General features: G+C 72.5%; 15 protein-coding genes. 12 read left to right on the top strand and 3 right to left on the bottom strand.

The genetic code is table 11. The annotated features are described in order from the left end of the window. The first annotated feature begins 82 nt into the window (after positions 1 to 82). The 11 genes from AB0E83_RS07770 to AB0E83_RS07720 all read left to right on the top strand — a co-directional run bounded on the left by AB0E83_RS07770 (position 83) and on the right by AB0E83_RS07720 (position 11,714). Positions 83 to 1,039, top strand: a complete 957-nt coding sequence (locus AB0E83_RS07770) for an ATP-binding protein (protein ID WP_362107468.1) — start codon at positions 83 to 85, stop codon at positions 1,037 to 1,039. Next, positions 1,036 to 1,551, top strand: coding sequence for a hypothetical protein (locus AB0E83_RS07765; RefSeq protein ID WP_362107465.1), 516 nt, complete (start codon positions 1,036 to 1,038; stop codon positions 1,549 to 1,551). Before AB0E83_RS07770 ends, AB0E83_RS07765 begins: the two co-directional genes overlap by 4 nt. Beyond that, positions 1,548 to 2,348 carry a hypothetical protein gene (locus tag AB0E83_RS07760; protein ID WP_362107462.1) on the top strand — a complete coding sequence of 267 codons (801 nt, stop codon included), beginning with the start codon at positions 1,548 to 1,550 and terminating at the stop codon, positions 2,346 to 2,348. Before AB0E83_RS07765 ends, AB0E83_RS07760 begins: the two co-directional genes overlap by 4 nt. A gap of 93 nt (positions 2,349 to 2,441) precedes the next feature. After that, positions 2,442 to 2,945, top strand: coding sequence for a single-stranded DNA-binding protein (locus AB0E83_RS07755; protein WP_362107459.1), 504 nt, complete (start codon positions 2,442 to 2,444; stop codon positions 2,943 to 2,945). A 61-nt stretch (positions 2,946 to 3,006) separates the two neighbouring features. Continuing rightward, entirely contained in the window at positions 3,007 to 4,176 is a 1,170-nt protein-coding gene (gene recA, locus AB0E83_RS07750) for a recombinase RecA (RefSeq protein WP_362107456.1), read from the top strand. A 122-nt stretch (positions 4,177 to 4,298) separates the two neighbouring features. Then, entirely contained in the window at positions 4,299 to 5,324 is a 1,026-nt protein-coding gene (gene ruvB, locus AB0E83_RS07745) for a Holliday junction branch migration DNA helicase RuvB (protein ID WP_362107699.1), read from the top strand. Positions 5,325 to 5,842: 518 nt separating this feature from the next. Beyond that, positions 5,843 to 6,844, top strand: coding sequence for an ABC transporter substrate-binding protein (locus tag AB0E83_RS07740; RefSeq protein ID WP_362107453.1), 1,002 nt, complete (start codon positions 5,843 to 5,845; stop codon positions 6,842 to 6,844). Positions 6,845 to 6,911: 67 nt separating this feature from the next. Next, positions 6,912 to 8,465, top strand: coding sequence for a sugar ABC transporter ATP-binding protein (locus AB0E83_RS07735; protein ID WP_362107450.1), 1,554 nt, complete (start codon positions 6,912 to 6,914; stop codon positions 8,463 to 8,465). Next, positions 8,462 to 9,577 (top strand): ABC transporter permease, encoded by a 1,116-nt coding sequence (locus tag AB0E83_RS07730; protein WP_362107447.1) that lies wholly within the window; start codon positions 8,462 to 8,464, stop codon positions 9,575 to 9,577. The genes AB0E83_RS07735 and AB0E83_RS07730 overlap by 4 nt, the downstream gene beginning before the upstream one ends. Next, positions 9,574 to 10,572 carry a galactofuranose ABC transporter, permease protein YjfF gene (gene yjfF / locus AB0E83_RS07725; RefSeq protein WP_362107444.1) on the top strand — a complete coding sequence of 333 codons (999 nt, stop codon included), beginning with the start codon at positions 9,574 to 9,576 and terminating at the stop codon, positions 10,570 to 10,572. Before AB0E83_RS07730 ends, yjfF begins: the two co-directional genes overlap by 4 nt. Positions 10,573 to 10,646: 74 nt before the next feature. Further along, the gene (locus AB0E83_RS07720) at positions 10,647 to 11,714 is read left to right on the top strand and encodes an aldose epimerase family protein (protein WP_362107441.1); all 1,068 of its coding nucleotides are present in this window, start codon (positions 10,647 to 10,649) and stop codon (positions 11,712 to 11,714) included. A 67-nt stretch (positions 11,715 to 11,781) separates the two neighbouring features. On the opposite strand, the gene mmsB is transcribed toward AB0E83_RS07720, so the two are convergent. From mmsB to chvE, 3 genes are read right to left on the bottom strand one after another with little or no spacing between them, the layout of a single operon-like run. Beyond that, positions 11,782 to 13,026, bottom strand: coding sequence for a multiple monosaccharide ABC transporter permease (mmsB, locus tag AB0E83_RS07715; RefSeq protein WP_362107438.1), 1,245 nt, complete (start codon positions 13,024 to 13,026; stop codon positions 11,782 to 11,784). After that, positions 13,023 to 14,594, bottom strand: a complete 1,572-nt coding sequence (mmsA, locus tag AB0E83_RS07710) for a multiple monosaccharide ABC transporter ATP-binding protein (protein WP_362107435.1) — start codon at positions 14,592 to 14,594, stop codon at positions 13,023 to 13,025. The genes mmsB and mmsA overlap by 4 nt, the downstream gene beginning before the upstream one ends. A gap of 14 nt (positions 14,595 to 14,608) precedes the next feature. Beyond that, positions 14,609 to 15,718, bottom strand: a complete 1,110-nt coding sequence (chvE, locus tag AB0E83_RS07705; RefSeq protein WP_362107432.1) for a multiple monosaccharide ABC transporter substrate-binding protein — start codon at positions 15,716 to 15,718, stop codon at positions 14,609 to 14,611. A 223-nt stretch (positions 15,719 to 15,941) separates the two neighbouring features. Between chvE and AB0E83_RS07700 the strand changes: the two genes are divergently transcribed. Further along, positions 15,942 to 16,984, top strand: a 1,043-nt coding sequence (locus AB0E83_RS07700; protein WP_362107429.1) for a LacI family DNA-binding transcriptional regulator, incomplete at its 3' end; no start/stop codon positions are given.

Raw genomic sequence — 16,984 nt, 5'->3', positions numbered from 1 at the left:
CGCGCGTCCTGCCGGACGGGGACCGCGTGCCCCGCCGGCCGGACCCACCCGGAACCGCCGTCGCAGACGCCAGGAGAACGGCGTGAACCTCACCTTCACCACCGCCACCAAGGAACAGGCCAAGGCGCGCATCGCGCTCGCCGGCCCCACCGGGTCGGGCAAGACCTACACCGCCCTGGTCACCGCCACCGGACTCGGCGAGCGGGTCGCCCTGATCGACACCGAGCACGGCAGCGCCGCCAAGTACGCCGACGAGTTCGCCTTCGACACCCTCCCGCTCACGACGTTCCAGCCCACCACCCTCGTCGACGCGCTCGCGGTGGCGGCCCACGAAGGCTACGACGTCATGATCGTCGACTCCCTGAGCCACTTCTGGTCCGGCACGGGCGGGATGCTGGAGCAGGTCGACAACGCGGCCAAGCGCCTCGGGGCCGGCGGCAGCTTCGCCGGCTGGAAGGAGGCCCGTCCCCAGGAGCGGGCGATGATCGACGCCCTGCTCGCTTACCCCGGGCACCTCATCGTCACCATGCGCACCAAGACCGAGTACGTCGTGGAGGCCGACGAGCGCGGCCGCAAGGTGCCGCGCAAGATCGGGCTCAAGCCCGAGCAGCGGGAGGGCATCGAGTACGAGTTCGACATCGTCGGCGACCTCGACCACGAGAACACCCTGGTGATCTCCAAGTCCCGCGCGAAGCCGCTGTCCGGCACGGTGCTCCACAGGCCGGGCCCGGAGTTCGCCGAGGCCGTCCTCGACTGGCTGGAGGCCGGCAAGCCCGCCCTCTCCGTCTCCGACTACGTCACGGCGGCCACCGCGCAGGGCGCCGGCCACGACGAGCTGCGCGCCCTGTACGAGGAGGCCCGCCGGCACAACCTGCTGGGCGCCGCGGTCCTGGACGACAGCGGGGAGACCTGCACGCTCGGCCAGCTGATCGTGCGTCACGGCACCGCGGCGGCGCGGAACAGGGTCGCCGAGGACGTCGAGTCCGGAGCCGGGACCAGGCGGGAGAACGGCACCGAGCGGAAGGACAAGGCCGCATGAGCCTCAAGGAGCACGCCACCCGGGTCGCCGTGCTCCGGGTGCTGCGCGACGCCGTCGACGCCGAGTACCGGACCGAGCGCCACGAGGTCCTGGAGGAGCTGCGCGCGGCCCGCGCCGAGCTGAACCTGAAGTCGGTCCGGGTGGCCCTGCCGGACGACACGCCGATCGCCACCCTCACCCTCGTCGACCCCGAACCGGCGGTCGTGGTCGCCGACGAGGCGGCCTTCACCGCCTGGGTGGCCGACAACCACCCCGACGGGGTGGAGACGCTGGTCCGGGTGCGCCCCGACTGGCAGCGGCGGTTCCTCGCCCGGCTGACCCGCCTCGATCCGGTCGCCGACCCCCACACCGGCGAGGCGATCCCGGGGCTGGGCGTGCTCTCCGCCTCCGAACCGCGGTCGTTCAGCCTGCGCCCCCTGCCCGGCGGGCGGGAGCGGATCGCCCGCGCCTGGCACACCGGCACCCTCGACCTGCGCCGTCTGCTCCCGCCCGAGGGGGGCGAGGACCCGTGACCGCCGTCGCCGCCGACCCCGGCCGGGACGCGCTCGGCACGGTGTGGTTCCTGGTCTCCCAGGCCGGTCACCTCGACTGCGGCCGCTGGACGTTCGAGGGCGGCACACGGCTGCGGTGCGCCTGCGGGGCCGTCCTGTACGTGTACCGGCGGTCGGCGGACGAGGAAGGAAGCGACGCCCCGCCACCGGCCGGGACGTCCCCCCGCGGAAAGGAGGAGCGCATGCTGCCGGCCGAGACGGCCCAACTCGTCGCCCTGGTCGCGGCGGTGTGGCCGTCGATGCACCTGGAGGACACCACCACGGACGCCTGGCACCTGCTCCTCGCCGACCTGGACGTCGCCGACGTACGGGCGGCCGTGACCAGGCTGGGCAGGGAGCGGTCCCGCGTCGACGCCGCCGACATCCGCGCCGAGGTGCGCGCGATCCGGGAGGAGCGGCTCGCCCGCAACCCGCTGCCGCTCCCGGACAGCGACCCCGACGACCCCCGCCGTTACCGTGCGGAACTCCTCGAACTGGTCACCGCGATCGCCTCGGGGAGGCGCGTCGAGCGGATACCCGCCGCCCCGACCGTCCCGCCGGCCCGCCCCGCCGGCCCGAAGCACGACGCACGCGACCCGCGCGCCCGCTCCCTCCGGGTGCCCTGCCCCTGGTGCGGGGCCGCCGCGGGCCGCCCCTGCACCGTCCCCCGGCTCGGGGTCCCGCTGCGGAGGGCCCCCGCCCACCAGGCACGGCTCCTCGCCGCCGGGCTCGCCGAGCCCGGGCCGGGGCGGGAGAGGGAAGCGGGGCGGACCCGATGAACGCCCCCACCCGGGAGAAGACCCACGGGACCGCCCGTCGCACGCGAACCGGCACGGGTGGGGAACCACCCGTCGCACGAGAGGAAAGCCGCCATGGCCGGTGAAACCGTCATCACCGTCGTCGGCAACCTGACCGACGACCCCGAGCTGCGCCTCACCCCGTCCGGCGACGCGGTCGCGCACTTCACCGTCGCGTCCACGCCCCGCACCTTCGACCGGCAGAGCAACGAATGGCGGGACGCCGAGACGCTGTTCCTCCGCTGCTCGGCCTGGCGGCAGGAGGCGGAGCACGTCGCCGAGTCCCTGACCCGGGGCACCCGCGTCATCGTCCAGGGGCGGCTGCGCCAGCGGACGTACGAGACCCGGGAGGGCGAGAGGCGGACCGTCGTCGAGCTGGAGGCCGACGAGATCGGACCCTCGCTGCGGTTCGCCGCCGCGACGGTCACCAAACCCCCGCACACCGGCGTCCCCGCCGGTTCCCGCGGCGGCCCCCGTCCGCCCGCCGAGGACCCGTTCGCCCGGCCCGACGGCGGCGAGCGGCCGGTCCCCGCCGGGAGCGGACGCCACGCCCCCGGGGAGGAGACGGATCCCTTCTGACGGACCGACGCGCCCGTGCGCCGGCCGCGACCCCCCACCGCACCCATCCGAGGCGGACCCCATGAAGGAACACGACCGCGAGGAAGCGCTCGAACTCGCCCTCGCCCAGATCGAGAAGCGGTTCGGCACGGGCTCGGTGATGCGCCTGGGCGATGAGCCGGAGACCCCCGTCGAGGCCGTTCCCACCGGCTCGATCGCCCTGGACCTCGCCCTCGGCGTCGGCGGTCTGCCGCGCGGCCGCGTGGTGGAGATCTACGGCCCGGAGTCCTCCGGCAAGACGACCCTGGCCCTGCACGCCATGGCCAACGCGCAGAAGGCGGGCAGGACCGCGGCGTTCATCGACGCCGAGTACGGCCTCGACCTCGAGTACGCCCGGCGGCTCGGCGTCGACACCGACGCCCTGCTGGTCTGCCAGCCGGACAACGGCGAACAGGCCCTGCAGATCGCCGACACCCTCATCCGCTCCGGCGCCCTGGGCCTCGTCGTCGTCGACTCCGTCGCCGCGCTGGTGCCGCGCGCGGAGATCGAGGGCGAGATGGGCGACCCGCACGTCGGCCTCCAGGCCCGGCTGATGAGCCAGGCGCTCCGGAAGATCACCGGCGCGCTGGGCCACTCCGGAACCACGGTGATCTTCATCAACCAGCTCCGCGAGAAGATCGGCGTGATCTTCGGCTCGCCGGAGACCACGACCGGCGGCCGCGCCCTGAAGTTCTACGCCTCGGTCCGGCTGGACATCCGCCGCATCGAGACCCTCAAGGACGGCGCCGAGCCGGTGGGCAACCGCACCCGCGTCAAGGTGGCCAAGAACAAGGTCGCCCCGCCGTTCCGGCAGGCCGAGTTCGACATCCTCTACGGCCGGGGCATCAGCCGCGAGGGCGAGCTGATCGACATGGGCGTGGAGCACGGCGTCGTCCGCAAGGCCGGCGCCTGGTACACGTACGAGGGCGACCGGCTCGGCCAGGGCAAGGAGAACGCCCGCAACTTCCTGAAGGACAACCCCGGCCTCGCCGACGAGATCGAGGAGCGGATCAGGGAGGAACTGGGCATCGGGACGGGGCCGGAGACCCCGGCGGCGGAGCCCCCGACGGCCACGGCGGACCGGGCGGCCCCGCCCGGCACCGTGCCGTTCGACCCGGTCGCGGCCGGACGGCGCTCCACCGGACCCGCCCCGTCGGCCCCGGGCGGTCCGGCCCCCCGCGTCCTCCTCGACGGCACCCCGGCCGGGCCGTGAAGACCAGCCCGCCGCCCCTTCACCCCGGCGCGGGGCCGGCGCCGGTGAACCGGGGCGGCACCGTCCTCCCCGCCGCCGCACCCCGGGACGGGACCGCCGGCGGCCGGCCCGCCGCGCCCCTCGTGGCGGAGCCGCCCCACCGGCCGGCCGCGGCCCCCGCCGACGGCGAGGAGCGGGCCACCGAGGCGGCGCTCCGCCCCAAGGACCTGAACGGGTTCATCGGCCAGGAACGGGTCCGCGAGCAGCTCGACCTCGTCCTCCGGGCCGCGCGGCAGCGGAGCGCCACCGCCGACCACGTGCTGCTCTCCGGCCCTCCGGGGCTCGGCAAGACCACCCTGGCGATGATCATCGCCGCGGAGATGGGAGCCCCGCTGCGCGTCACCTCCGGCCCCGCCATCCAGCACCCCGGAGCCCTGGCGGCGCTCCTGGCCTCGCTCGCCGGGGGCGAGGTCCTCTTCCTCGACGAGATCCACCGGATGTCCCGGTCCGCCGAGGAGATGCTCTACCTGGCGATGGAGGACTTCCGCGTCGACGTCGTCGTCGGCACCGGACTCGACGCGTCCGCCATGTCCCTCGACCTGCCGCCGTTCACCCTCGTCGGCGCCACCGTCCGGGCCGGCCTGCTGCTCCCGCCGCTGCGCGACCGCTTCGGCTTCACCGCCCACCTGGAGTTCTACGACCCGGCCGCGCTGGAGCACGTCGTCCACCGCTCCGCCCGGCTGCTGGAGGTGGAGATCGAACCCGCCGGCGCCGCCGAGATCGCCGGCCGCTCCCGCGGCACGCCCCGCATCGCCAACCGGCTGCTGCGCCGGGTGCGGGACTACGCCCAGGTCACCGCGGACGGAGTGGTCACCCGCGAGATCGCGTCCGCCGCCCTGGGGGTCTACGAGGTCGACGGCCGCGGCCTGGACCGCCTGGACCGGGCCGTGCTGCACGCCCTGCTGAGGCTCTTCGGCGGCGGACCGGTGGGCCTGGCCACCCTCGCGGTCGCCGTGGGGGAGGACCGGGAGACGGTGGAGGAGGTCGCCGAGCCGTTCCTGGTCCGGGAGGGGCTGCTGGTCCGCACGCCCCGGGGCCGGGTCGCCACCCCCGCCGCGTGGGCCCACCTCGGGCTCGCACCACCGCCCGGACCGTCCCGGCCCTCCTGAGCCGCGCCCCGGGACCGTCGCCCCGGCGCGGCCCCGGGCGGACCGCTCGTGGCACCTCACGGAGCGGCTCGCCGGATCAGCCGGGCCGCCCGCACCACCCGGCCCCGCGTCACAGGAGGCCGCCCTGGCCGGCGGGCCGAGCGGAACACATGGGGCGACTCCTGACGTTCGATGCTTCGGACGCCGTCCGAAATCGTGCCGCGACGATACGGAGGGCGGTGGGGCGTGTCAACGGCCGTCGCCCCAAGGGGTCTTCGGCGGTCCGCGACGATCCCCGGGTGAAGAGTGTTAACGCTCACAACTTTTCATCAAGAACGAGTAACGCTCGTACGAACCCTTGAGTTACAACTCTGTTAGCGCTCACAATGCTCGCGTTCGTCAGCTCACCGGTCGACGGGGGCCGACGCGTCGCTCCGCCCCCGTCCGGCCCCACCACCGCTGCGCAGCCATGCCTTCGCCGGGCCCGTCCCCTTCAGGGCTCCGCCTGGTACGACGCACGTCCCGAGAGGAACCACGCCATGGCCCACAGAGCCCTCCGCGTCATCACCGCCGCCGTCCTGGCCGGCGGCGTGCTGACCGCCTGCACCACCGAGCCCGCACCCACCGGCCCCGCCGGCACCGCCGGCAAGGGCTCCTCCGACGGCACGCTGGTGCTCGGGTTCGCCCAAGTGGGAGCCGAGAGCGGCTGGCGCACCGCCAACACCAAGTCCGTGCGGGAGGCGGCCGAGAAGGCCGGCATCACGCTCAAGTTCTCCGACGCGCAGCAGAAGCAGGAGAACCAGATCAAGGCGATCCGCACCTTCATCCAGCAGAAGGTGGACGTCATCGCCTTCTCGCCGGTCGTGGAGTCCGGCTGGGACACCGTCCTGAAGGAGGCCAAGAACGCCGGCATCCCGGTGATCCTCACCGACCGCGCGGTCGACTCGCAGGACACCTCGCTCTACCGGACCTTCCTCGGCTCCGACTTCGTCAAGGAGGGCCAGGAGGCCGGCAAGTGGCTCGTCAAGGAGTACGAGGGGACCACCGACCCCGTCAACGTCGTCGAGCTCCAGGGCACCACCGGCTCCGCCCCCGCCAACGACCGCAAGGCCGGCTTCGCCGAGGTCATCAAGGGCGACCCCAAGTTCAAGGTCGTCGCCTCCCAGACCGGCGACTTCACCCGCGCCAAGGGCAAGGAGGTCATGCAGGCCTTCCTCAAGTCCCACGAGGACATCGACGTCCTCTACGCCCACAACGACGACATGGCCCTCGGCGCCATCCAGGCCATCGAGGAGGCGGGCAAGAAGCCGGGCACCGACATCAAGGTGATCTCCGTCGACGGCATCAAGGACGCCTTCGTCGCCATGCAGCAGAAGAAGATCAACGTGGTGGTCGAGTGCAACCCGCTCCTCGGCGACCAGCTCATGGACCTCGTCAAGAAGGTCGCGGCCGGCGAGAGCGTCCCGCGACGGGTCGAGGTGAAGGAGGGCGTCTTCACCCAGGACCAGGCCGCCGCCGCCCTGCCCGGCCGCCAGTACTGACCCACCGCCCGCACCGGACCGGGGGCGGCCCCCGCGCCGCCCCCGGCCCCTCAGGAGAGGAGGGCGGATGACAGCCCCACCCACCCCCACCCCCACCGACCGGCCGGTCCTGGAGGCCCGCGGCATCCGCAAGGCGTTCCCCGGCGTCCTCGCCCTCGACGGCGTCGACCTGCGCCTCTTCCCGGGCGAGGTCCACGCGCTCATGGGCGAGAACGGCGCCGGAAAGTCGACCCTCATCAAGGTGCTCACCGGGGTCCACCCGCCCGACGCGGGCACGGTCACCGTCGACGGCGACGCCCGGCGGTTCACCGAACCGCTCGAAGCCCAGCACGCCGGCATCAGCACCGTCTACCAGGAGGTGAACCTCTGCCCCAACCTCTCGGTCGCGGAGAACGTCCTCGTCGGCCGGGAACCCCGGCGCTTCGGCCTCGTCCACTGGAAGGCCCTCCACCGGCGCGCGGCACAGCTCATCACCGAGCTGGAACTCGACCTCGACGTCCGCATGCCGCTGAGCGCCCACTCCCTCGCCGTCCAGCAACTCGTCGCGATCGTCCGCGCCGTGGACGTCCGGGCGAAGGTCCTCGTCCTCGACGAGCCCACCTCCAGCCTCGACCGCGACGAGGTCGCCCAGCTGTTCGCCCTGGTGCGCCGGCTGCGCGACCGGGGCGTCGCGATCCTCTTCGTCACCCACTTCCTCGACCAGGTCTTCGACCTGTGCGACCGGGTCACCGTCCTGCGCAACGGCCGCCTCGAAGGCGAGTACCGGATCGACGAACTGACCCCCGTCACCCTCGTCCACCGCATGGTCGGCAGCGAACTGAGCACCCTCGACGAACTGGCCGAGACCTCCCACACCGGCACCGCCGCCGGCCCCGGGTCCGCGGAGACCCCCCTCCTCAGCGCCCGCGGCCTCGCCCGGACCGGCGCCATCCAGCCGTACGACCTGGACATCCACCGCGGCGAGGTCATCGGCCTCGCCGGACTCCTCGGCTCCGGACGGACCGAGGCCGCCCGGCTGCTCTTCGGCGCCGACCACGCCGACGGCGGCGAACTGCGGATCCACGGCGAACGCGCCGTCCTGCGCTCGCCGCGCACCGCGATCGCCCACAAGATCGCCTTCTGCTCGGAGAACCGCAAGGCGGAGGGCCTGATCGGCGAGCTCACCGTCCGCGAGAACATCGTGCTCGCCCTCCAGGCCGCCCGCGGCTGGACCAGGCCCCTCTCGCGCGCCCGGCAGGACGAGATCGCCGCCCGGTGGACCGAGGTCCTCGACATCCGCCCGGCCGACCCCGAGGCCCAGGTCCGCAACCTCAGCGGCGGCAACCAGCAGAAGGTGCTGCTCGCCCGGTGGCTGCTCACCGACCCCGAGCTGCTGATCCTGGACGAGCCCACCCGGGGCATCGACATCGGCGCCAAGACGGAGATCCAACGACTCGTCAGCCGCCTGGCCTCGGAGGGCACGGCGGTCCTCTTCATCTCCGCCGAACTGGAGGAGGTGCTGCGGCTGAGCCACCGGGTCGGCGTGCTGCGCGACCACCGGCTCGTCGCCACCCTCACCAACGACACCACCCTGACGCCCGACCGGATCCTGGGCGCCATCGCCACCGGAGCCACCTCATGACACCACCTGACGACACCGGCGCCGGGGGGCGTCCGGCCCGGGCGCGCGGCGCCCGGCGGCTCACCGAGCACCGCCTGTTCTGGCCCGCCGCCGTCCTGGCCGCCCTGCTCCTCGGAAACGTCGCGCTCACCCACGACTTCTTCGCCGTCCGCGTCCAGAACGGACACCTGTACGGCAGCCTGATCGACATCCTCCAGTTCGGCGCCCCGCTGATCCTGGTCTCCGTCGGCATGACGCTCGTCATCGCCACCCGCGGCATCGACCTCTCGGTCGGCTCGACGGTCGCCATCGCCGGCGCCCTCGCCTGCGAGCACATCGCCACCGCGAAGGACCCCGGAAGCCTCTCCACCGTCCTGGCCGCGATCGCGGTCGCGCTCGGCGTGGCCGCCGCGATCGGCCTGCTCAACGGCCTGCTCGTCGCCCGGCTCGGCGTCCAGCCCATCGTCGCCACGCTGGTCCTCATGGTCGCCGGACGCGGCGTGGCCCAGCTGATCACCGACGGCCAGATCATCAGCGTCTCCAGCGGCGCCTACAAGATGATCGGCGGCGGCTACTGGCTCACCCTCCCCTTCGCCGTCCTGCTCGCCGCGGCCCTCGTCGCCGTCGCCTCCCTCGTCACCCGGCGGACCGCGCTCGGCATGCTCATCGAATCGGTGGGCGGCAACCCGGTCGCGAGCCGGCTCGTCGGCATCCGGGCGGCCGGGCTCCTCGTCACGGTGTACGTCGTCAGCGCCGTCTGCGCTGCGGTCGCCGGCCTGATGATCAGCTCCAACGTGTCCAGCGCCGACGGCAACAACGCCGGCCTGTGGATCGAGCTGGACGCGATCCTCGCCGTGGTCATCGGCGGCACCGCGCTGACCGGCGGCCGCTTCTCCCTCGGCGGCACCGTCCTCGGCGCGCTGATCATCCAGACCCTCTCGACCACCATCTACACCCTCGGCGTACCTCCGGAGACCACCCTCGTCTTCAAGGCCCTGGTCGTCATCGTCGTGTGTCTCGTCCAGTCGCCCGCCTTCCGCGCGCGACTCTCACGCCGTCGCCGCACGCCCGTCCCGGACCCGGCCCCGGCGGCCGGCGACCTGACGGCCCGCCGGCAGGAGGTCCACCCGTGAGCACCACCCTCACCAAGCCGCTCCACCGCTTCTCGGCCCGCCACGCAGCCCGCCTGCCGCTCATGGTGACGGCCACCCTCCTGGTCGCCATGTTCACGGTCGGCTCCGTGCAGTACGAAGGCTTCTTCTCCGCGCAGGTCCTGCTCAACGTCCTGATCGACAACGGCTTCCTGCTCGTCGTGGCCATCGGCATGACCTTCGTCATCCTCACCGGCGGGATCGACCTCTCGGTCGGCTCCATGGTGGCCCTGTCGACCATGCTGACCGCCTGGCTCGTCGAACAGAACGGCCTGCCGCTCGCCGTGGCGGTGCCCGTGGTCCTGCTAGTGGGAGCCGGCGGCGGAGCCCTCATGGGCTGGGTGATCCACGCCTTCGAGATCCAGCCCTTCATCGTCACCCTCGCCGGCATGTTCCTCGCCCGCGGCCTCTGCTACATGATCAGCACCGAGTCGATCTCGATCACGGACCCGACGACGACACAGATCGCCCAGACCCGGGTACTGCTCCCCGGCGGCCTGTTCGTCTCGCCCGCCGTGGTCATCGCCCTGGTCGTCCTCGCGCTCGCCTTCGTCGTCCTCCACCACACCCGCTTCGGCCGCACCGTCTACGCCCTCGGCGGCAACGAGTCCTCCGCCCGCCTCATGGGCCTGCCCGTGGGACGCACCAAGGTCATGGTGTACGCCGTCAGCGGCCTGTGCTCCGCCCTCGGCGGCCTGCTGCTGACCTTCTACATGCTCTCCGGCTACGCCCTGCACGCCGTCGGCATGGAACTCGACGCCATCGCCGCCGCCGTGATCGGCGGGACCCTGCTGACCGGCGGCCCCGGGTTCGTCCTGGGCACCGCGCTCGGCGTGACGGTCCTCGGGCTGATCCAGACGATCATCAGCTTCCAGGGCACCCTCAGCTCGTGGTGGACCCGCATCGTCATCGGCGGCCTGCTGTTCGTCTTCATCCTCCTCCAGCGCCTCTTCGGCGGATCCCGCCCGGCGGAATAGACCCCGGGCCACGAGGGGGCAGGGACCTCCCTGCCCCCTTTCCGGCTGCGCCCCCCTCGCGACCAAGGAACCCCATGAACCCAGCCACGCCCCCGCTCACCGGAGTCCCCCCGGTCCGCCACGCCGACCCGCGCGCCGGAGAACGATGGACCTTCGGCTTCCCCGGCGGACTCACGGCCGAGGTGCACACCCGCGGCGCCCGCCTCCACGGACTGTGGGCGCCGGACCGGAACGGCACCCCGGCCGACGTCGTCCTCGCGCCCCGCGACCCGGCCGAGACGGCCACCACCGCCCGGTACTTCGGCTCCACCGTCGGCCGCTACGCCAACCGCATCGCCCACGGCCGGTTCACCCTGGACGGGACGCCGCACCGGCTGACCACCCAGGAGAACGGCCACTGCCTGCACGGCGGGACCGACGGCTTCGACACCCGGCTCTGGGAAGCCGAGGGCGTCCACACCCCGGAGTGGACCGGTGTGCTCCTGCGCCTCCGCAGCCCGGACGGCGACCAGGGCTTCCCCGGGAACCTGGTCGTCACCGTCGGCTGCCTCATCGGCCGCGACGACGAACTCGCCTTCTCCTACACGGCGGTCACCGACGCCGCCACCCCCGTCAACCTGACCAACCACGCCTACTTCAACCTCGACGGCGAGGACGCCGGCGACGTCCTCGGCCACGAACTGGCCGTCGACGCCTCCCACTACACACCGGTCGACGCGGACCTCATCCCCCACGGGGACCACCGCCCCGTCGACGGCACCGCCTTCGACCTCCGCCGGCCGCTCAGGATCGCCGACGCCCTGGCCCGCCCCGGCGCGCCCGACGGCTACGACCACAACTTCGTCCTGGACCCGCACGGCGACGGACGGCTGCGCCGGGCCGCCGTCCTGTACGCCCCGGCCACGGGCCGCCGCATGGAGGTGCTGACCACGGAGCCCGGCCTCCAGGTCTACACCGCGGGACAGTTCGACGGAACGGTCCTCGGCAAGAGCGGCACGCCCTACCGGGCGGGCGCCGGCATCGCCCTGGAGACCCAGCACTTCCCCGACTCCCCGAACCGCCCCGGCGACCCGTCCACGGTGCTGCGACCGGGGGAGCGGTACACGTCGAGGACGGTCCTCCGGTTCGGCACGCGCGACTGACCGCGTACCGACACGGCTGTGCCCGCCGGCGGGAACGCCGGCGGGCACAGCCGTGTCCGGAGCCGCGTCAGGCGCCCGCCCGCCGCTTGTTCCACACGTCGAAGCCGACCGCCGCGAGCAGCACCAGGCCCTTGATGACCTGCTGCCAGTCGGTGCCCACCCCGACGAGGTTCATGCCGTTGTTGAGCACGCCGAGCACCAGGCCGCCGATGATGGCGCCCAGGACGGTCCCGACGCCGCCGCTCATCGACGCCCCGCCGATGAACGCGGCCGCGATGGCCTCCAGTTCGAAATTCACGCCCGCCTTGGGCGAGGCCGCGTTGAAGCGCGCCGCGAAGACGAGACCGGCGAGCGCCGCGAGCATCCCCATGTTGAGGAAGACCGCGAAGGTCACCTTCCGGTCCTTGACGCCGGACAGCTTCGCGGCGGGCAGGTTGCCACCGATCGCGTACACGTGGCGGCCGATCACCGCGTTGCGCATCACGTAGCCGAAGCCGACGAGCAGGACGGCCAGGATCAGGAGGACCACGGGCGCGCCCTTGTAGCTGGCGAGCAGCAGGGTCGTGACCAGGACCGCGGCGACCAGCGCGGTCACCTTCAGCGCGAACAGGCCCGCGGGGAGCGTCTCCAGGGCGAACTCCCGCTGGCGGCGGCGGTCCCGGACCTCCTGGAAGACCACGTAGGCGATCAGGCCCAGGCCGAGGAGCAGCGTCAGGTTGTGGTAGTTCGTGCGCGGCCCGACCTCCGGCAGGAAGCCGTTGGCGACCTTCTGCAGACCGTCCGGGAACGGGCCGAGCGTCTGCCCCTTGAGGAAGATCTCCGTCAGCCCGCGGAAGAGCAGCATGCCGGCGAGGGTCACGATGAACGACGGTATGCCGACGTACGCGATGAAGTAGCCCTGCAACGCGCCGGCGACCGCCCCCAGGAGCAGGGTGAGGACCACCGCGACCGGCCAGGAGACGTGGTGCTCGACCATGAGCACCGCCCCGACGCCGCCCACCAGGGCCATCAGCGAGCCCACCGACAGGTCGATGTGCCCGGAGATGATGACGATCATCATGCCGATGGCCAGAATGAGGATGTAGCTGTTCTGCAGGACCAGGTTGGAGACGTTGCGCGGCAGCAGGAGGTCGCCGCCCGTCCACACCTGGAACAGCAGCACGATCAGGCCCAGCGCGAAGAGCATGCCGTACTGGCGCATGTTCCGCCGGACGCCGTCGAGGAGCGTCCGGAGCACCGGTGTCCCGGTGGACGGGGAACCGCCGCCCGGGGGCGCCGGGGCGGTCGTCTTCGTGCCGACTTCGGTGCTCATGCCTGGTGTCCTTCGGTGGAGGCGGTGCCCGCGGGGACCGCCGGCGGTGCGGGGGAGCTCTGCGTCATGTGCCGCATCAGTACTTCCTGGGTGGCGTCCGCGCGCCCGACCTCGCCGGTCAGCCGCCCGGCGGCCATGGTGTAGATGCGGTCGCACATGCCGAGCAGTTCGGGCAGTTCGGAGGAGATGAGGAGGATCGCCTTGCCCTCGGCGGCGAGCCGGTCGATCACGGTGTAGATCTCGTACTTGGCTCCCACGTCGACCCCGCGCGTGGGCTCGTCCAGGACGAGGACGTCCGGCCCGGCGAGGATCCACTTGCTGAGGACGACCTTCTGCTGGTTGCCGCCGGACAGGCGGCCGACCGGTTCGAGGACGTTCGGAGCCTTGATGTTCATGGTCCGCCGGTACCGCTCCGCGACCCGGCGCTCCTCGTGCCCGTCGACGACCCCGCGGCGGGCCAGGGCGCCGAGGGAGGCGAGCGAGATGTTCCGGCTCACGGAGTCCCCGAGGTCGAGGCCGTAGTGCTTGCGGTCCTCGGTGACGTACGCGATGCCGTGGGCGACCGCCTCGGGAACCGTGCGCGTCCGCACCTCGCGGCCGTCCTTGAGCACGGTGCCCCGCTCGTAGCGGCCGTAGGAACGCCCGAAGACGCTCATGGCGAGTTCGGTCCGGCCGGCCCCCATGAGCCCCGCGACGCCGACGATCTCCCCGCGGCGGACCTGGAGCGACACGCCGTCGACGACCTTGCGGCCGCGGTCGAGCGGGTGGCGCACGGTCCAGTCGCGGACCTCCAGGACGGGGGTGGCGTCGGCCGGGCCCTCGTACGGGGTCCGGTCGGGGAAGCGGCTGTCGAGGTCCCGGCCCACCATGCCGCGGATGATGCGCTCCTCGGTGGTGGCCGGGTCCCTGACGTCGAGGGTCTCGATGGAGCGTCCGTCGCGCAGGATGGTGACGGAGTCGGCGATCCGGGCGATCTCGTTCAGCTTGTGCGAGATGAGGATCGAGGTGATGCCCTGGCCCTTCAGCTCCCCCATCAGACCCAGGAGCTTCGCGCTGTCCTCGTCGTTGAGGGCCGCGGTGGGCTCGTCGAGGATGAGCAGGCGGACGTCCTTCGCCAGCGCCTTCGCGATCTCCACCAGCTGCTGCTTGCCGACGCCGATGTCGGCGACCCGGGTCTCGGGGTGCTCGTCGAGCCCGACCCGCCGGAGCAGTGCGGACGCGCGGCGCAGCGCCTCGCGCCAGTCGACGATCCCGCGCCGGGACGGTTCGTTGCCGAGGAAGACGTTCTCGGCGATCGACAGGTGGGGGACGAGCGCGAGCTCCTGGTGGATGATGACGATCCCGCGCCGCTCGCTGGCCCGGATGTCCTTGAAGCGGCACGGCTCGCCGTCGAAGAGGATCTCGCCCCCGTACGTCCCGTGCGGGTGGACGCCGGAGAGGACCTTCATCAGGGTCGACTTGCCGGCGCCGTTCTCCCCGCACAGGGCGTGCACCTCGCCGCGTTCCACGGACAGGGTCACGTCGTCGAGCGCCCTGACCCCGGGGAAGGTCTTGACGATGGAACGCATCTGGAGGAGGGCGGTCACTTCAGTGCCCCGGCGTCGATGTAGCCGGACTCCACCAGGACCTTCCGGTAGTTCGACTTGTCGACGCTGACCGGGTCGAGCAGATAGGCCGGAACGACCTTCTTTCCGTTGTCGTACGTCTTGTCGTCGTTGGTCTGGGGCTTCCTGCCCTCCAGGACGGCGGTGACCATGTCCGAGGCGACCTTCGCGAGGGCGCGCGTGTCCTTGTAGACGGTCTGCGTCTGCTCGCCCGCGATGATCGACTTCACGGAGGCGACCTCCGCGTCCTGGCCGGTGACGACCGGCAGCGGCTTGGCGGCGCTCCCGTAGTCGTCGGACTTCAGGGCGGACAGGATGCCGATGGAGATGCCGTCGTACGGGGAGAGGACGGCGTCGACGCGGGCCGTGGAGTACGCGGAGGTCAGCAGGTCGTCCATGCGCTTCTGCGCCGTCCCGCCGTCCCAGCGCAGGGTGGTGACCTGGTTGAGCTGGGTCTGCCGGGAGCGCACGACCAGCTGCTTCTTGTCGAGGTAGGGCTTCAGCACCTTCATGGCGCCGTTGAAGAAGTACTTGGTGTTGTTGTCGTCGTTGGATCCGGCGAACAGCTCGATGTTGAAGGGGCCCTTCTTCGCGCCGGACTTCAGCCCCAGCTTCTCGACGATGTAGGTGGCCTGGAGCTCGCCGACCTTCTCGTTGTCGAAGGAGGCGTAGTAGTCGACGTGGGGGGAGCCCAGGATGAGCCGGTCGTAGGAGATCACCGGGATGTCGGCGTCCGCCGCCTGCTGGAGGACGTTGGAGAGGGCCTCGCCGTTGATGGCGGCCACGACCAGGGCGTCGACGCCCTGGGTGATCATGTTCTCGATCTGGGCGACCTGCTGGTCGGGGTCGTCCTCGCCGTACTGCAGGGTCGTGGCGAAGCCGGCCTTCTTCAGGCTCTCCGTCATGTTGCGCCCGTCGGCGATCCACCGCTCGGAGGACTTGGTGGGCATGGCGATGCCGATGGTGCGGTCCTTCTTCTCCTTCGCCTCCTGGCTGCCGCCCTCGGCGGTCTGTCCGCAGGCGGTCAGGAGCAGGGCGCAGCCGGTGGCCACGGCCAGGAGGGCGGATGCGGATCGGAACTTCTTCATGGGCGTTACCCATCCCGTCGTCGAGGGCGGCTCCGACCGGGAGCGGGGTCGACGGCAGCGCGGGTCCACGCACCACCGGGACGGCACCGTTCCGGCTGGGCGGCCGGGGCGTCGGCGCCCCGGTCGAGCTAGATTGTTAGCGCTCACAAAGGCGTGATACAAGAGGCGCTAAGGTTTTTCCCGTATCGATACACAGCCGTGAGCACGGAGAAGGGAGGCGATCGTGGCCCATCCCGCGGAAGACGTCCGCCCGCCGACGATGGCCGACGTCGCACGGGAGGCGGGGGTCTCCCACCAGACCGTCTCCCGGGTGCTGAGCGGTCACCCCAACGTGCGCGCGGCCACCCGCGAGCAGGTCACCGTGGCCATCGAGCGGCTCGGCTACCGCCGCAACTCCGCCGCCCGCGCCCTGGTGACGCGCCGCACGAGGACGCTGGGCGTCATCGCCGTCAACACCGCCCTGTACGGCCCGGCCAGCACCCTGACCGGCCTGGAGGAGGCGGCGCGGGAGGAGGGCTACCTCGTCTCGACCGTCAGCCTGCGCGGCGGCGGGGGCCAGGGCCTCAGGGACGCCATCGACCACCTCGCGGCCTGGGGCGTGGAGGGCGTCGTCGCCATCACCCCGCAGCGCTCGCACGTGCAGGCGCTCGCCGAACTGGACGCGCCCTTCCCCGTGGTCACCGTCGAGGGCGGCCACCAGCTCGACCTGCCCGGCGTCTCCCTCGACCAGGAGCTCGGCGCCCGCCTGGTCACCGAGCACCTGCTCGCCGCCGGACACGAGAACGTCTGGCACGTCTCGGGGCCCGACGACTGGCTGGAGAGCGAGGCCCGCACCGCGGGCTGGCGCGCCGTCCTGGAGGAGAGCGGCATCCGGCCCCCGCGGGTCCTGACGGGGGACTGGAGCCCGCTGTCCGGGTACCGGGCGGGCCAGGAGCTCGCGGGCCTCGCCCTGGCCCGCCGCGGCACGACCCCGGTCACGGCCGTCTTCGTGGCCAACGACCAGATGGCGCTCGGCGTCCTGCGGGCGCTGCGCGAGGGCGGCATCCGCACCCCCGCGCAGGTGGCCGTGGCCGGCTTCGACGACATCCCGGAGGCCGAGTACTTCCCTCCGCCGCTGACGACGGTCCGGCAGGACTTCGCCACCATCGGGCGCCGGAGCATCCGTCTCCTGGTGGACCACATCGAGGGCCGGGCCAGGAAGGCCGAGCACCTGCTCGTCGAACCGCAGCTCATCATGCGGGCGAGCACCCGCCCGTCGGGCGGGGC

The organism is Streptomyces sp. NPDC035033 (assembly GCF_040636735.1).
Taxonomy (GTDB): domain Bacteria; phylum Actinomycetota; class Actinomycetes; order Streptomycetales; family Streptomycetaceae; genus Streptomyces.
The sequence above is the reverse complement of the archived record's forward strand: the minus strand, read 5'-3'. Positions and strand labels throughout refer to the sequence as shown.

Coding starts and splice junctions, on each gene's coding strand:
- recA (WP_362107456.1), top strand. CDS start 3,007: ATGAAGGAACACGACCGCGAGGAAGCGCTCGAACTCGCCCTCGCCCAG.
- AB0E83_RS07740 (WP_362107453.1), top strand. CDS start 5,843: ATGGCCCACAGAGCCCTCCGCGTCATCACCGCCGCCGTCCTGGCCGGC.
- AB0E83_RS07730 (WP_362107447.1), top strand. CDS start 8,462: ATGACACCACCTGACGACACCGGCGCCGGGGGGCGTCCGGCCCGGGCG.
- mmsB (WP_362107438.1), bottom strand. CDS start 13,026: ATGAGCACCGAAGTCGGCACGAAGACGACCGCCCCGGCGCCCCCGGGC.
- AB0E83_RS07720 (WP_362107441.1), top strand. CDS start 10,647: ATGAACCCAGCCACGCCCCCGCTCACCGGAGTCCCCCCGGTCCGCCAC.
- chvE (WP_362107432.1), bottom strand. CDS start 15,718: ATGAAGAAGTTCCGATCCGCATCCGCCCTCCTGGCCGTGGCCACCGGC.
- mmsA (WP_362107435.1), bottom strand. CDS start 14,594: ATGCGTTCCATCGTCAAGACCTTCCCCGGGGTCAGGGCGCTCGACGAC.
- AB0E83_RS07755 (WP_362107459.1), top strand. CDS start 2,442: ATGGCCGGTGAAACCGTCATCACCGTCGTCGGCAACCTGACCGACGAC.
- AB0E83_RS07735 (WP_362107450.1), top strand. CDS start 6,912: ATGACAGCCCCACCCACCCCCACCCCCACCGACCGGCCGGTCCTGGAG.
- AB0E83_RS07765 (WP_362107465.1), top strand. CDS start 1,036: ATGAGCCTCAAGGAGCACGCCACCCGGGTCGCCGTGCTCCGGGTGCTG.